The sequence below is a fragment of the Frankia tisae genome (assembly GCF_025403405.1).
Taxonomy (GTDB): Bacteria; Actinomycetota; Actinomycetes; order Frankiales; family Frankiaceae; genus Frankia; species Frankia tisai.
In genome coordinates, this window is sequence record NZ_JANEZT010000032.1 from 16,380 (window position 1) to 30,747 (window position 14,368).

The 14,368-nt window shown below is 69.7% G+C and carries 15 protein-coding genes and 1 pseudogene; 5 read left to right on the forward strand and 11 right to left on the reverse strand.

The window, feature by feature from the left end; genetic code table 11:
• Positions 1–68: 68 nt before the first annotated feature.
• The 7 genes from rnc to recG form a co-directional block, all read right to left on the reverse strand.
• Positions 69–887 carry a ribonuclease III gene (gene rnc, locus NBZ85_RS05295; protein ID WP_261554648.1) on the reverse strand — a complete coding sequence of 273 codons (819 nt, stop codon included), beginning with the start codon at positions 885–887 and terminating at the stop codon, positions 69–71.
• Entirely contained in the window at positions 884–1,957 is a 1,074-nt protein-coding gene (locus NBZ85_RS05300; RefSeq protein WP_261554647.1) for a phosphate acetyl/acyltransferase, read from the reverse strand. The genes rnc and NBZ85_RS05300 overlap by 4 nt, the downstream gene beginning before the upstream one ends.
• A gap of 6 nt (positions 1,958–1,963) precedes the next feature.
• Complete coding sequence (rpmF, locus tag NBZ85_RS05305; RefSeq protein ID WP_261554646.1) at positions 1,964–2,134, reverse strand: 50S ribosomal protein L32; 171 nt, start codon at positions 2,132–2,134, stop codon at positions 1,964–1,966.
• Positions 2,134–2,745, reverse strand: coding sequence for a YceD family protein (locus NBZ85_RS05310; protein WP_261554645.1), 612 nt, complete (start codon positions 2,743–2,745; stop codon positions 2,134–2,136). Before NBZ85_RS05310 ends, rpmF begins: the two co-directional genes overlap by 1 nt.
• Before the next feature lie 327 nt (positions 2,746–3,072).
• A complete protein-coding gene (gene coaD, locus NBZ85_RS05315; RefSeq protein ID WP_009742315.1) occupies positions 3,073–3,561 on the reverse strand; it encodes a pantetheine-phosphate adenylyltransferase in 489 nt (162 codons plus the stop codon).
• A complete protein-coding gene (gene rsmD / locus NBZ85_RS05320) occupies positions 3,558–4,115 on the reverse strand; it encodes a 16S rRNA (guanine(966)-N(2))-methyltransferase RsmD (RefSeq protein WP_261554644.1) in 558 nt (185 codons plus the stop codon). Before rsmD ends, coaD begins: the two co-directional genes overlap by 4 nt.
• An 11-nt stretch (positions 4,116–4,126) precedes the next feature.
• Positions 4,127–6,304 (reverse strand): ATP-dependent DNA helicase RecG, encoded by a 2,178-nt coding sequence (gene recG / locus NBZ85_RS05325; RefSeq protein ID WP_261554643.1) that lies wholly within the window; start codon positions 6,302–6,304, stop codon positions 4,127–4,129.
• 220 nt (positions 6,305–6,524) lie between these two features.
• Between recG and rpmB the strand changes: the two genes are divergently transcribed.
• Together rpmB and NBZ85_RS05335 are read left to right on the forward strand one after the other, a co-directional pair.
• On the forward strand, positions 6,525–6,713 hold the full coding sequence (gene rpmB / locus NBZ85_RS05330; protein ID WP_055409184.1) for a 50S ribosomal protein L28: 189 nt from the start codon (positions 6,525–6,527) through the stop codon (positions 6,711–6,713).
• Between the two features lie 165 nt (positions 6,714–6,878).
• Positions 6,879–7,985, forward strand: coding sequence for a D-alanine--D-alanine ligase family protein (locus NBZ85_RS05335; RefSeq protein WP_261554642.1), 1,107 nt, complete (start codon positions 6,879–6,881; stop codon positions 7,983–7,985).
• Positions 7,986–8,013: 28 nt separating this feature from the next.
• Here the strand turns inward: NBZ85_RS05335 and NBZ85_RS05340 are convergent, their stop codons facing one another.
• The gene (locus NBZ85_RS05340; RefSeq protein ID WP_261554641.1) at positions 8,014–8,556 is read right to left on the reverse strand and encodes a DUF3515 domain-containing protein; all 543 of its coding nucleotides are present in this window, start codon (positions 8,554–8,556) and stop codon (positions 8,014–8,016) included.
• A gap of 243 nt (positions 8,557–8,799) precedes the next feature.
• Positions 8,800–9,033 carry an Lrp/AsnC family transcriptional regulator gene (locus NBZ85_RS05345; RefSeq protein WP_009742309.1) on the reverse strand — a complete coding sequence of 78 codons (234 nt, stop codon included), beginning with the start codon at positions 9,031–9,033 and terminating at the stop codon, positions 8,800–8,802.
• 267 nt (positions 9,034–9,300) lie between these two features.
• Here NBZ85_RS05345 and thiD point away from each other — a divergent pair, with 267 nt between their 5' ends.
• Positions 9,301–10,122: a bifunctional hydroxymethylpyrimidine kinase/phosphomethylpyrimidine kinase gene (gene thiD, locus NBZ85_RS05350; protein WP_261554640.1), complete on the forward strand. Its 822-nt coding sequence runs from the start codon at positions 9,301–9,303 to the stop codon at positions 10,120–10,122.
• A 42-nt stretch (positions 10,123–10,164) separates the two neighbouring features.
• Positions 10,165–10,400: pseudogene (locus tag NBZ85_RS05355) on the forward strand (carboxyvinyltransferase); the annotation flags it as partial.
• Between the two features lie 28 nt (positions 10,401–10,428).
• Here NBZ85_RS05355 and NBZ85_RS05360 read toward each other — a convergent pair.
• Positions 10,429–11,439 (reverse strand): NAD(P)H-dependent glycerol-3-phosphate dehydrogenase, encoded by a 1,011-nt coding sequence (locus NBZ85_RS05360; RefSeq protein ID WP_261554639.1) that lies wholly within the window; start codon positions 11,437–11,439, stop codon positions 10,429–10,431.
• Positions 11,440–11,931: 492 nt separating this feature from the next.
• Here NBZ85_RS05360 and cofC point away from each other — a divergent pair, with 492 nt between their 5' ends.
• The gene (gene cofC / locus NBZ85_RS05365) at positions 11,932–12,684 is read left to right on the forward strand and encodes a 2-phospho-L-lactate guanylyltransferase (RefSeq protein ID WP_261561568.1); all 753 of its coding nucleotides are present in this window, start codon (positions 11,932–11,934) and stop codon (positions 12,682–12,684) included.
• A gap of 49 nt (positions 12,685–12,733) precedes the next feature.
• On the opposite strand, the gene NBZ85_RS05370 is transcribed toward cofC, so the two are convergent.
• The coding region (locus NBZ85_RS05370; protein ID WP_261561569.1) for a putative bifunctional diguanylate cyclase/phosphodiesterase at positions 12,734–14,368 on the reverse strand (1,635 nt) is incomplete at its 5' end.

A 14,368-nucleotide genomic window follows, 5' to 3' on the forward strand; every position in this document is an offset into this window, starting at 1 on the left:
CGGAACCGGTCCACGCCAGCCGGGGGCCGCGGCCTGTCAGAATCATCGCGGCGATGGGATCGTCGACCTCAAGGACTCGAGGTGTGCCCTCGGCCCAGCTGCCCCGCAACGGATGCGTCACCATGCACGACGGGACCGATCGAACCGCCGTCCCCGTCGTCCTGCACCGCCGCAGCCGCCCGGCTCTCCAGGACGGCGAAGGCCGCAGCAGCAGCCCGCTGCTCGGCTTCCTTCTTGCTGCCCCCCTCGCCCTCGCCCAGCGGCTCGCCCGCGATCCGCGCGTGGGCGGTGAACCTCTTGGCGTGATCGGGGCCGGCTTCCTCAACCAGATACTCGGGCGGCCCGAGGGCGAGCAGAGCCGTCTGCTCCTGCAGCGACGTCTTCCAGTCCAGCCCGGCTCCGCGGCCCGCAGCCTCGTCCAACAACGGATCGAACAGGCGATGCACGAAGATGGAAGCGACGTCGAGGCCGGCCGAGAGATAGACCGCCCCGATGATGGCCTCGAGGGTGTCAGCCAAAATACTTGCCTTGTCGCGACCCCCGGTTGTCTCCTCCCCGCGGCCGAGCAGCAGGTAGGGCCCGAGTCCGTTTGGTCCGAGGCCACGCGCCACGTCGGCGAGCGCTCGCATGTTCACCACCGAGGCCCGCTGCTTGGCCAGCTGCCCCTCGGGCAGATCGGGATGACGCAGGAAGAGCGCGGCGGTCACGACGAGACCGAGCACCGCGTCGCCCAGAAACTCCAACCGTTCGTTGGTTGGAAGGCCGCCCTTTTCATAGGCGTAGGAGCGGTGCGTGAGTGCCCGGTCAAGCAGCTCAGGATCGATCGCTGCCTCGAGAACCTCGATCAGTCCGTCCCGCGGCGGAGGAGTCGGCGAATGGCGCGTCATCCGGCCAGCCCAGCCAGCGCCCGCCGCCGTGCCACCAGGGTCGCCATCGCGGCCCGTGTGCGCGGGATGAGATCCCCGCGTACGGCCGACGACGCCACCTTCAGCGCCGCGAGCAGCCCGCCGGCCCCGGCATCCACGGATCCTCCTCGGGCGCGCTCCGCGTGGACCGCGACGCCGTCGACCCCCAGCACGATCGTTCCCCCTCGCACATCAGGATCTTCCAATGTTCCCCACGCCGGATCCAGGCCGGCGTTCGTGCGGCCGGCAGTATCTCGGCGTTCCCAGCTCGACACACCTCGAATGGTCGACAGCACGACATCACCGGTGTAGCCGTCGGTCACCGCGACCTCGAGCCGCCTGCTCGGACCCATGGCTGGGGACCGGCCTGTCGCCGCGCCCTCCTGGCCGGCCGGCTCGGGGCCGGCGAGAAGGTCTTCGACCGTACACGGACCGACATAGTTCAGCTCGAGCGACCGAAGCAGTTCGTCCGCGATCCGCCGCAACGGATCCGACAACGCCTCCCGGGGCGCCAAAAGCCCGATCCGGGGTGCGTTCACCGTGAACCGCAACGCCGCATATTCGCTGGCCAGCAGCGCAAACTGGGCGAGTTCGTCGGCCGTCACGCCGACGGTCGATCCGGCATCGCACAGAACAACGCCGACGTCTCTCCGACCGATGACCGCAGCAAGCACGGCCCTCGTCGCGCCGGGTAGCAGGCCGTGGGTGAACTGGGCTGAGGCGACGACCGACTCCACGGGCGCTACCGAGACCATGGCATCAGCATGACCCTCGCGAACCAGCCGGGCGGCCACCCGAACGCCGGCGTCCCGGCGCGCGCGGACGTCCCGAAGGGCGGCAGGACCCCCTGTCACCGTGCGCGTGGCGGGCCTCAGCAGCACTCGCTCACCAGGCGCGATACCGAGCCGTGCCAGCTCCTCACGAACACCTTCCGCGGGCGAAACCAGGATCAGCATCAGACGTGGGTCTGCGTCCAATGCAGCGGGCAGCGCCTCGAGGAGGGGCCCGACAGGGAGCCCCTCCCCCAGCAGATCAACGGCGATGCGGGTCACGCCGGGTCAGACGTCAAGCACCTGACGATCGTTGTACCGGCCGCACGTCGTGCACACGGTGTGCGGCCGGATCACGTGCCCCAGGGAGCACTTCGCGAGGGTCGGCACCTTGGCCTTCCACTGCGAACGGCGGGACCGAGTGTTGCTGCGCGAGGTGCGCCGCTTCGGGACGGCCACTATTCCTTCTCCTTGCTCTCGTCAGGGTCGGACCGACCCTGATCAGTTCCCGTCGGAGCGCCCTCCGCCAGAGCGGACAACGCAACCCACCGAGCGTCGAGGCGGTCGTGGGAGTGATGCGGCCCGACCTCGTCGAGCCGCACACCACAGTCCACGCACAGTCCCGCGCAATCCGGCCGACAGGTGGGGGACAACGGCAGGTCCAGCACCAGGGCGTCCCGAACCACGGGCTCGAGGTCGGCATGATCTTCGACGAGAACCCTGGCGTCGTCGTCATCCGCCATGTCCACGGCCCGGTCAGCGTAGTAGAAAAGCTCCCTGACCTCGACGGTGCCAATGTCGGACACCTCAGCTAGACAGCGCCCGCACTCGCCCCGCAGCGGGGCGACGATCGTGCCGCTGACCAGCACCCCCTCGATCACCGACTCTAGACGGAGATCCAACGTGGCGATGGCCCCCGCGGGGACCCACATCATCTCGGCCCCGAGATCGGCAGGAAGCGCCGCCTGGGTTTGGACGTGGCGCATTGACCCCGGCCGCCGGCCGAGCTCACGGGTGTCAAGCACCAGGGGGCCCTTGGGCGTCCTACGGCGGGGGTGGGATCCAGTCATAGCGGCAGTCGAATTCACGTCTAGGTTCGGCTCGGGTAAGTCCGTTGGTGACGGACCTTACGTGGGGTGGGGCTGCTGCAGCGCCGGCTGACGATCGAGTACCTGGCCCCCGACGACCCCTCAGGCCACCCGGAAGGCCGCCGGATGCATACCAGCCAGTCGGCGACTACGCGGCCAGCGTATCCGATCGAGTCACGGCACGACCTGCACGCTGCCGGCGACCGCCAGGAGCACCTGGCGAGCCGGCCATGGCCACCCATCCTGCCCACGCCGGGCGGACGCGGGGCGAGCAGCATCGGGCGCATCCCAGCGCGAGTGGTTGCGTGACTACTCGACCGCACGCTCGCGGAGCTGCTTGAGGACCACGTCGGGAACCAGGTGCGAGACGTCCCCTCCGTAGCGAGCGACCTCCTTCACCAGACTTGAGGACAAAAACGCATACTGCGGGTTTGTGCTCATGAAAAGCGTCTCCACGCCAGCGAGCGAATTGTTCATCTGTGCCATCTGGAGTTCATAATCGAAGTCGCTGACCGCGCGCAGACCCTTGACGATGGACTGGATACCGCGCGCACGGCAAAAGTCGACCACCAGCCCGTGCGATGCGTCCACCACTACGTTTGATGGCGCCATCGGATGATTGCGCACCGCCTCACGAATGAGCTCCATGCGCTCATCGATGGTGAACAGGGTGGCCTTGTTCTTGTTGATCGAAACGGCAACCACGACCTCATCGAAGAGCTTGCTAGCTCTGACGACGATGTCAAGGTGACCATTGGTGATCGGATCAAATGAACCGGGACAGACTGCCCTCCTCATGATCGAATACCGTACCAGAGAACACCCTCCCCGTACCTCCGGTCACGCAAAGCACACAAGCCATCCGGCCACGCAACCGGGCCCGAGCGGTGAGACCTTTCGACTACACAGACACCATCCGCAGCCAACCATGCACCATCGTGGAGCCTTGTCAGCACTTCGCGAAGCTCGATGTCACTCATCGCATACGGGGGATCGAGAAAAATCACCTCGTACGGATCCCCGGAAGTGTTCTGCACCACACGCGAAACCGAGGCCTGCACGATCTCGGCTCCCACGAGCCCGAGGGCAGCCACGTTCCGCCGCAGCGCCCGGACCGCCGCCGGGCCATGGTCGACCAGAAGCACGTGCGACGCTCCGCGGGACAACGCCTCCAAGCCCACTGCACCCGAACCGGCGTACAGGTCCGCGACCCGGGCACCCGAAAGATCGACGCACGTCGACAAGGTGTTGAACAAACCCTCACGGGCCCGATCCGATGTTGGCCGGGTGGATCCCCCCGTGGGGACGACGAGTTGTCGGCCGCCCACGGCCCCACCGATAATGCGCGTCATCGATGCGCCGGTTATCCTTTCTCGAGAAAAGCCGCACTGGCATCATCGAGCGCCGCATCAAGCAGGCGCCGCAAGGCGGGATGCCGCTCCAGTGCAGGATCGGCGTCGACCAGTCGAGTTGCCTCGGCACGGGCCTCCCGAATCAGCTTCTCGTCCCGCAACAGCGCCAGCAACTTCAGGGATCGGCGTCCCCCGGACTGGGCCGCCCCCAGCACGTCCCCCTCGTGGCGCTGAGCCAGATCGAGTCGGGCAAGTTCCGCTCCGTCGTTGGTCGCGGCGACCGCTCCCAGTCTGTCCCAGGCTGGCGTTCCCTGGTCCGCCGCCGTGTGCAACAGGCACCACCCGGGTGCGGTGCCGCGCCCGACCCGTCCCCGCAGCTGGTGCAGCTGCGACACGCCGAACCGATCCGCATCAAGAACTACCATCACCGTCGCGTTCGGCACGTTCACGCCGACCTCGACGACCGTGGTCGCCACCAGCACGTCGATCTGCCCCTGCGCGAAGCGGTTCATCGTGGCCTCCCGTTGTGCTGCTGGGAGGCGACCGTGCAGGGACTCCACCCGCAGGCCCGCGAGTTCACCATCCACCAGCTGCGGCAGCACGTCCGTCACCGTCGCCGCCGGACGTCCCGCCCGCCCCTCTGCCTCGTCGGCCACCGCGCCGGTCTCGTCATCCGCTCCGTCCCCGCCGATACGGGGGCACACCACGTAGGCCTGATGACCGGTCGCGACCTCGTCACGGATTCGGCCCCACATCCGATCGGCCCACGAGCGCATCGCCGCAGGAACGACGAAAGTGGCGACCGGGGAACGGCCCCTCGGCAACTCGGTGAGCTCGGATACCTCCAGATCCCCGAAGACAGTCATGGCCACGGTCCGCGGGATCGGGGTCGCCGTCATGACGAGCAGGTGCGGCGGACGCCGACCCCGCGCCCGCAACGCGTCACGTTGTTCGACACCGAACCGGTGCTGCTCGTCGACGATGATCAGCCCGAGGTCCGCGAAGACGACTTCATCGTGCAGCAGGGCATGGGTCCCGACGATGAGGCCGGCTGAGCCTTCCGCGATGACCGCCAACGCCTCTCGCCGAGCGCGGGCCCCCATCGAGCCCGTGACCAGGGTCACCCGAGTCGCCCGTTCATCGGCGCCGAGCTCGCCGTCGCACGCCAGGTCACCCAGCATCTCCCGCAGGCTCCGGCAATGCTGGGCGGCGAGCGTCTCCGTTGGTGCGAGGAGCACAGCCTGGCCGCCAGCATCGACCACGATGAGCATCGCCCGCAGCGCCACCACCGTCTTGCCCGACCCGACCTCGCCCTGCAGGAGGCGGTGCATCGGCACCGGACGCCCGATCTCGCCCGCGATGGTGGCGCCCACCTCCTGCTGGCCCGCTGTGAGGGGGAAGGGCAGCGCAGCATCGAACGCAGCCAGCAGGCCGTCCGGCCTGGCGTTGCGGGCGGTCGTTGCCAGCGCTTCCACCTCGCGGCGGCGGCGCGCCAGCGCCACCTGGAGGACCAGAGCCTCGTCCCAGGTGAGGCGCCTGCGCCCCGAGGCGACCTGGCCACGGTCGGTGGGTTGATGCACCAACCGGTAGGCCTCGGCGAGCGTGGACAGGCGATGCCGCCGGCGCAGCTCCTCCGGCAGGGGGTCCTCCAGGGAACCGAGAGAGTCCAGGACCAGGCGGACGCATCTGGCCAGGGTCCAGCTCGGCACCTTGGCGGCGGCAGGGTAGATCGGCACCAGCGCGTTTGCGAACAGCGGGCCGGTGGCGTCGCTGTCCACCTCCGGCTCCAGCAGTTGGACCTCGGGGTTGGTCAGCTGCCGGCGCCCGCGGTACTCGTCGACCTTCCCGGCGAACAGCGCTGTCGTCCCGGGACGGAGATCGCGTTCCCGCCAGGTCTGGTTGAAGAAGGTCAGTGCCAGCGGATGGGTGCCGTCTGTAACCGTCACTAGCAGCATGGACCGACGGCTGCCTCGCATCGGTCGGCGTTCGGCCTTCTCCACCCTGGCCTGGACCGTGACCGTGTCACCGACGACCAGGTCGGCGAGATCTGTCAGTTCGCCCCGCTCGTGATACCGGCGGGGCAGGTGCGCCAGGAGGTCACCGACCACATGCAGCTCAAGGCCCTCCGCCAGTAGGGTGGCGGTCCGCTGACCGAGGAGTGACTTCAGGGACGTGTCGAGGTCGACCACACCCCAGATATTGCACCGGACCACCGACGGTGCCGAGCTCGCTCGCCTCGTGCCCCACGCCCAGGACCACAACGCCTGGGGTAATCTCAAGCTGGTCTCTGCTGCGCGAGTTCTCCCGACCAGGCCATCAGGCTCACGGGATGAGTACGATCGCGGTCCTGACCGCCCGACGTCCCGGGCATGGCACCGGGACCATTACTACTTCGACGGAGTGTTTTTCGTGTCTTCGGTGTGCGACGTCTGCGGCAAGGGGCCGGGCTTCGGTATGTCGGTCTCCCACTCCCACCGACGCACCCGCCGTCGCTGGAATCCGAACATCCAGACGGTCCGTGCCGTGGTGGGTGGCACCCGTCGGCGGCTGAACGTCTGCACCTCCTGCATCAAGGCGGGCAAGGTCGCCCGCGCCTGACCGGCTCTACACCTGTTCGTCGAGGTAGGGCCCGGGCTCGGTGATGTACTGATACCCGATCTGGCCTGTCCAGACGTGGTGGCCGGGCACGGGCTGGCTCAGCGCGCCGGTCCCCGTCGCCGGGTGCGGCCGCGGGCCCTGGCGGCGATCCGTTAGGGTCCCCGCATGGCAGCAGGCATCAGGCGTCGGATTCGGCTCGCTCTCCTGTTCGGCGGCCGCAGCACGGAGCACGCGATCTCCTGCGTGTCTGCCGGCGGCGTGCTGCGCGCGCTCGACCCCGACGTCTACGACGTCGTCCTGGTCGGCATCGACCCGTCGGGGCGCTGGGTCGTCCTGCCTGGAGCGGATGCCCTCGCGCCGGCGGACGGGGAACTCCCCTCGGTCGCGGCGTCCCGGGGGACGGGTGTCGTGCTCGCCCCGGACCCGACCTTGTCACGGCTACTCCCCCACGATGCGGCGGAGGCCATCCGTGGCCCGCTCGGGGACATCGATGTGGTCTTCCCGCTCCTGCATGGCCCCTTCGGGGAGGATGGGACCGTGCAGGGCCTCCTGGAGATGGCGGGGTTGCCTTACGTCGGCTCGGGCGTCTTCGCCAGCGCGGCCGCCATGGACAAGCAGCACATGAAATCCCTGCTGCGCGCCGCGGGTCTGCCTATCGGCCCATACGCCGTGCTGCGGGCCGGCCAGACCCTGTCTGAAACCGACCAGGAACGCCTCGGCCTACCGGTTTTCGTCAAGCCGGCCCGCGGTGGATCCAGCATTGGAATCAGCCGGGTCGATGCCTGGGCTGATCTGGACACGGCGGTCAAGACAGCCCGGGCGCACGACCCCAAGGTGCTGGTCGAGGCGGCGATCACAGGACATGAGATCGAGTGCGGGGTGCTCGGTCGGCTGGACGGGCCTGGCGCGCAAGCCAGCATCCCGGCCCAGATCACCGTCACCTCGTCAGCCGGCTTCTACGACTTCGAGGCGAAGTACGTCTCCGACCAGACACGCTTCGACATCCCCGCGCGGCTGTCTCCGGCGGCGCTGGACCGCGTGCAGAAGGTGGCGGTGGCGGCGTTCGAGGCACTCGACTGCGCCGGGCTCGCGCGGGTCGACGTGTTCGTCACCCCGGAAGATCAGGTGGTCGTCAACGAGGTCAACACGATGCCAGGATTCACCCCGACGTCGATGTTCCCCCGAATGTGGGAGGCGAGCGGGATCACCTATCCGCAGCTCGTCGACCGGCTCGTGCGGCTCGCCCTGCGTGACGGCGCCGGGCTGCGCTGACCACGGGCTGCGCGGTCCCGTCCGGCCCTCAGGGCGCCGTCGACGCGCTGTGTTCCCGTACCGCCGGGCCGACGGAGACGAGGATGTCGAAGGGTTGCACCTCGGTTGAGGCGGAAACCGGCAGGGTGAGCACGACGTGGGGCGAGCGGGTCGGAGTCGAGTACCGCAGGGTCTCCCCGAGCTTCTCCACGAACCACCCGAGACCGTCGACCTCCGACAGCATCGAGTCCCGCCGATAGCTCGCCGGCACACCCGCTACTCCGCAGGTGAGGACGATCGGTCCCCGACCGTAGGCCGCCGCGGAGTCACGCGGTGGCTCGAGTCGGCGCCGGTCCAGGTCGTGGCCGAGTGAAGAGGGCAACGCCCCGATGAGGGCCGCGCAGGTCGCATGGTCGGCCGACGCCGGCACCGGGACGTTGGTCAGTCGGACCGGTCCGAGCCCACCGCAACTCGTCAGCAGCAGGCATCCCACGGTGCCGCAGACGGTGAGTCCGACGGTCGCCCTGCGCGACACCGAGACCCGAAGACGGGTCAGTGCCCGCCAGACAGTGCCCTGCTCGTCACGACCCACTGCCGCCCGACCCACCACTTCACAACCCACCACTTCACAACCCACTACTGACATATCCGATCGTGGACGCCCAGGGGGCCGCCCGGCGGGCGACCATCGTCTCCCTACCGATCACAGCTGCTGCCGGCTGGCGGTGCGAGCCAGCCCGCTATCCTGCCCATTTCCTCGAATAAGCCGTCGGCCGTCGGCCGACGGTGCACCGCACGCCCGCCACCCTCCACACCGGACCGCGGGCACAGGCTCTCAAAAATGGACGACCGGACAGGTCAGCGTGCGGGTGATGCCGTCAACCGACTGCACCCTCGACATGACCATCTTGCCCAGGTCGTCCACCGTGGGCGCCTCAGCACGCACGATGACGTCGTAGGGACCGGTCACGTCCTCTGCCTGGGTGACCCCGGGGATCTGCTCGATCTCCTTGGCAACCGACGCGGACTTGCCGACCTCGGTCTGGATAAGGATGTACGCGTGGACCACAGACGCTCCCTCGTCGGACGTCAACAGCCCGTCGAGCAGAACTACGGGCCGACAGAAGGTAACAGGCAAACGGGCCGGATGAGAGCCTCTGACGCCGAGGAATTTCTTCGACTCGACCGACGGGCGTCGGTCGACGCCCCCCGCACGCTCATCCGGCCCCAATCCTGGGGTGCAGCGGCCCGGTCTCGTACCCGATTGTGATGGCAACCACGATTCTCGCTACGCATAGTGAAGCTCGAGGAGACACATGAAGGTTCCGGGCGTCCCGTGAGCGAACCCGCTCCCATCACCGCGCCGGCCGTGGCGCCGCCGCGCGTGCTGACCATCGCGGGCTCCGATTCGGGCGGCGGCGCGGGGATTCAGGCTGATCTCAAGACGATGTTCGCGTTCGGCGTACATGGGATGAGCGCCATCGTCGCCGTGACGGCGCAGAACTCACTGGGCGTCCACGGGGTGTGGGATCTGCCGGCCGCGGCGGTACGCGCCCAGATCAGGGCGGTGGTGGACGACATCGGGGTCGACGCGGTCAAGACCGGCATGCTGTCCTCGGCCGCCCTGGTCGCCCTCGTCGCCGCGGAGCTGGACCGCGTCGACGCACCGGTCGTGGTCGATCCGGTGGGCGTGTCGAAACACGGCGACCCGCTGCTTGCTCCCGACGCGGTCGACGTCGTCCGCCTGGAGCTCATGCCGCGCGCTACCATCGCGACCCCGAACCTCGACGAGGTCCGCCTCCTGACCGGGGTGATCGTGCGAGACGAGGCCGATCTGCCCCGGGCCGCCGCGGCGATGCTCGCGCTGGGCCCGCGCTGGGTGCTGATCAAGGGTGGTCATCTGCAGGGCGATGCGGTCGATCTGCTGACCGACGGGTCCACGGAGATCCTCCTGCGCGGCCGCCGGATGGACCGGCGGCATACTCACGGCACCGGGTGCACGCTGGCCTCCGCGATCGCCTCGAGGCTGGCGCAGGGCGACTCGCCGACGCAGGCCGTCCGGGCCGCGAAGGAGTACGTCAGTGGGGCGCTGGCGGCTGGTTTCCCCCTCGGGAGAGGGATCGGCCCGGTAGATCACGGATATCGTCACCGCAGGTAGCCGCACTTGACGCATCCACATCATCGCCGTGGGAGGTAGCCCGTGGGGTCGGACAGTGCTGCAGTGACCACGCAGGCAGGCGTGGACCACCGGTGGTACCGCACAGCGGCGGTGCTCCGCTACGGGGCTCTGTCGAGGCGTCCGGCGCCAAGAACTCGGTCACCAGGCTGCTCGTGGCAACCCTGCTCACTCCACAGCCGTGCACCCTGACCCGGGTCCCGCGGATCGCCGAGGTCGACGTCGTGCTGGGGATGCTGACCGAGCTCGGCCAGCCCGTCACCGGGGGCGTTCCCCGCCTGACCGGCGTCACCGATGAGTTCGGTACTCCGGCCCCGGCTCCCGGCTCATCAGATCCTTGACCGCCTCCAGCGGCGGCAGACCCTCGTAAAGCACCCGCTCGACCTGCTGCGTGATGGGCATCGAGACGCCGAGCTGATCGGCCATGGCCAGCAACGGCCGGCAGGACCGAACCCCCTCCGCAACCTGCCGCTGCTCCGCCTCCACCTGCGCCAGGCTGAGCCCACGCCCCAGCTTTTCGCCGAAGGTCCGGTTACGCGACAGCGGCGAGCCACAGGTCGCCACGAGATCACCGAGCCCCGCCAGGCCGGCGAAGGTCATCGGTTCCGCGCCCAGCGCGATGCCGAGCCGCGACGTCTCGGCAAGACCTCGGGTGATCAGGGAGGCGAGGCTGTTGGTGCCGAAACCCATTCCCTCGAGCATTCCGGCGGCAAGGGCGATCACGTTCTTCACCGCCCCACCAAGCTCGCATCCGGTCACATCATGATTCGTATAGGGACGGAAGTAGGGGGTCCAGCAGGCAGTCTGGACGATCTCCGCCGTTCGGGTCGAGGCGCTGGCGACGACGGTCGCCGCCGGATGTTCCGCGGCGATCTCATGTGCCAGGTTCGGGCCGCTGACGACGGCGATCCGGTCCGGCGCCACTCCGGCGACCTCCGCGATGACCTGGCTCATCCGCAGCCGGCTGCCCGCCTCGACCCCCTTCATCAGGCTCACGTAGATCGCATCGGGCGCGATCCGTGACACCCAGCGGGCGAGCACCGAGCGCAACGCCTGCGAGGGCACGGCCAGTACCACGAGCTCAGCACCCGCCAGCGCGTCGCCCGGATCGGCCGTCGCCCGGATCCGGTCGGGGAGCTGAACCGTGGGCAGATATCGCGGGTTGACATGCCGGTGGTTGATCGAGCGGATAACCTGCGGATCCCGGGCGACGAGGTCGACCTGGGCGCCCGCGTCCGCGAGGACCTTCGCGAAGACGGTCCCCCACGACCCGGCGGTCAGCACCGCCACCCGCCTCACCTCCTCCTCCCAGGGGCAGTGCGGCGACCGACTGCGGTCGCACCGTTGCGAGCCCCGGCCCGCTGGGCCGCGGCCGGGGCCACGACCCCGCTCGCGGCGTTCTCGGACCGGTTGTTGCTGGGATCGGCGGTAATGATTCCCTCCGGTGGGTCACGGGACCGGCGTCTACGTCCGGTGCTGCAAGCACCCCGACGCTGCGCGATGGCGTGCCCACCGCGTCCTCACACTCGACCGTAGACGCCGCTCTGGCGGGCATCGCGCAGGATGCGCCGCTCACCAGCGACGTTGCCGCCCACCAGGGACGTTGCCACGGCTCCATCGACGTGAGACCACGCTCGGCGAAGGGCCGCGCTCGCCGCCCGCACGATCAACACAGGCAGCGACTGGAGGCGAACACTGGAGATACGCCTACGGACGACGTTCACCCCACGGTCAAGGCGTGGCGGCGGCCGACTCTCCCGCGCCGCGCCACGCCGCGCCGCGCCATGGCCTATGGTCACCTTCGTGTGGCTCCCACAAGGCGGGGCGTCCTGGACGGTCCTTCTGCCGTTGAAGAACCTGGCGCGGGCGAAGAGCCGGCTGGACCGGCCGGATCGGAGCCTGCTGGCGCTCGCAATGGCCATCGACACGGTGACGGCCGTACTCGCCTCCGCGACCGACCTCGTCGGCGCCGTGGTGATCGTGACAAATGATCAGACGTTCCGCCGGGCGCTGTCGCGGCTGCGCGACCAGGATGACCTCAGCGCCGGAGACGGCGCGGGTCCGTCACCGGCCCCCGCGCTGTCGACCCAGATGCGCGCCCGCCTCGTCGTCGTTCCAGATACCCCCGACCAGGGCCTCAATCCGGCGCTGGCGCATGGCGCGGAGCTTGCGGCCGGCCGCTGGCCCGGGCATCCACTGGCGGCGTTGTCCGGGGATCTGCCGGCGCTGCGGACCGCGGAGCTGCACCGGGCCCTGGCCGCAGCTGGCAACTACCGCCGCGCGGTCCTCGCCGACGCCGCCGGCACGGGCACCGTGTTGCTCACCGCCACCACCGGAGCGCCGCTGAGACCGTCGTTCGGACCGCACAGCCACGTCGCGCACCGCCGCTCAGGGGCGGTGGACCTGACCGACGCCCTCGGATCCTCGGTACCCGGGCTACGACGCGACGTCGATACCGTCGATGATCTCGCACAGGCGCGCGGCCTGGGGGTTGGCGGAGCAACGGCGGCGGCTCTTCTGGTCGGCCGGGCAGCGGTGCCCTGACCCGGCCCCGGTGGGGGCCGGGTCAGGGCACCGCCTCGGGACGGAGTCGTCAGGCAGCAGGGTCCGCCCCTCGGGCCGGCTCGGCGGCCGGCAGCTGGCCGCCGTAGGCGGCCCACGGCCGCGTCGGTGCGAGGGGCAGCGGAGCCGGCCGCGCGAACAGGTAACCCTGGCCCAGCTCGCAGCCGAGCTCCTCCAGCTCGGCGATCTGACCTTCATGCTCGATGCCTTCCGCGACGACGACGGCGCCAAGGGCATGCGCCAAGGTGATCATTGAGCGACGCATCGCCGTCACCCGCCCCCCGTCCTGCGGCGGTTCGAGCAGAGTCCGATCCAGCTTGACGACGTCCACCGGTAGCAGGTGCATCGCGGCAAGCGTGCTGTTGCCTGCACCGACATCGTCGAGGGCGACGGCGACGCCCAGCGCCCGCACCTCGTCAAGCACCTCGCGCGCACCCTGCAGGTCGTCGATCCGGCTCGTCTCGGTGATCTCGACGACCAGCCGGCGGGGATCGAAACGGCTCGCGGCGAGCGCGCGGGCGACGCTGTCGAGCAGGGTCATGTCGGTGACCCTGCTGGCGGAGACGTTCACGTGCAGGCGAAGCGCGGAGTCCGGGTAGGCCATCGCGATCTCCGCGCAGGCCTGGGTGAGAATCATGTCGTCCAGCGCGCCGACGATGCCGCCACTCTCCGCGGCCGCGACGAACGTGCCGGGCGGCACCGGTCCGCGGCCAGGCGCCGTCCACCGGGCCAGCGCCTCCAGCGCGACCGGGAAGCGGTCACCCAGACGCACGATGGGCTGGTAGTGGACGTCGAACCCGGCCGATCGACCGCCCCGGCGCAGCGCGGTGGCCAGCGCGTCGGCCAGATGGGTGCCGGCGACGAGATGGGCGCCGGGAGTGGAACCCAATCCTGGCCGGTAGACGACCAGGCGGTTCTTGCCCGTCCGCTTCGCCGCGTGCACGGCGGTGTCGGCCCGTCGTAGCAGGACCTCGGTCGTCTCCTGGGTACGACCGGCCACGACCAGACCCACGCTGCCCCGCACGGGCCAGTGGTGGCCGCCCACCGACACGGGTTGGCGCAGGGCCGCGAGCACGCGTTCGGCGATCGTCTCGGGCAGCTCCCGCCCGCCGTCAAGCAGTACGGCGAACTCGTCGGAGCCCAACCGGGCGACGGTGTCCGAAGCACGCACGCAGTGCCGCAGGCGCTGGCCGACGGCGCGCAGCAGATGGTCCCCGGCGGCGTAGCCGAGGCTGTCGTTGATGATGCGGAAGTCGTCGAGGTCGCAGTACAGGACGGCGACGTCCCGACCGTCACGGCGGCTGGCGGCGAGGGCATCGGTGAGACGCTCGTGGAACAGCGTGCGGTTCGCGAGCTCGGTGAGCCGATCGTGCGAGGTCCAGTGCCGCACTTCGCGCTCGGCGTGCCCAACCTGCGCGACCAGTCGCTGGCTCACCCGCAGGGTGACCATCTGCCGGACGAGGACCGCGGCGACCAGGGCCGACCCGATCACGATCTCGACCGGGTCGAGCACAACGCCGGTCCGCGATCGACCGAGCATCAACCCGACGATGCCGGCGGCGGGGACGTAGGGCACCGCCAGCAGGAGCCAGCCAGCGAGGTCGCCACGCGGCATTTCCCGGGCCGTCCCACTCCCGTCGCCCCCCCAGCCCGCACGCCAGGCCGC

Bases quoted from the DNA above. Each gene is read 5' to 3' on its own strand.
- rnc (WP_261554648.1), bottom strand. From the start codon at position 887: ATGACGCGCCATTCGCCGACTCCTCCGCCGCGGGACGGACTGATCGAG.
- NBZ85_RS05310 (WP_261554645.1), bottom strand. From the start codon at position 2,745: ATGACTGGATCCCACCCCCGCCGTAGGACGCCCAAGGGCCCCCTGGTG.
- coaD (WP_009742315.1), bottom strand. From the start codon at position 3,561: ATGAGGAGGGCAGTCTGTCCCGGTTCATTTGATCCGATCACCAATGGT.
- rsmD (WP_261554644.1), bottom strand. From the start codon at position 4,115: ATGACGCGCATTATCGGTGGGGCCGTGGGCGGCCGACAACTCGTCGTC.
- NBZ85_RS05335 (WP_261554642.1), top strand. From the start codon at position 6,879: ATGGCAGCAGGCATCAGGCGTCGGATTCGGCTCGCTCTCCTGTTCGGC.
- cofC (WP_261561568.1), top strand. From the start codon at position 11,932: ATGGTCACCTTCGTGTGGCTCCCACAAGGCGGGGCGTCCTGGACGGTC.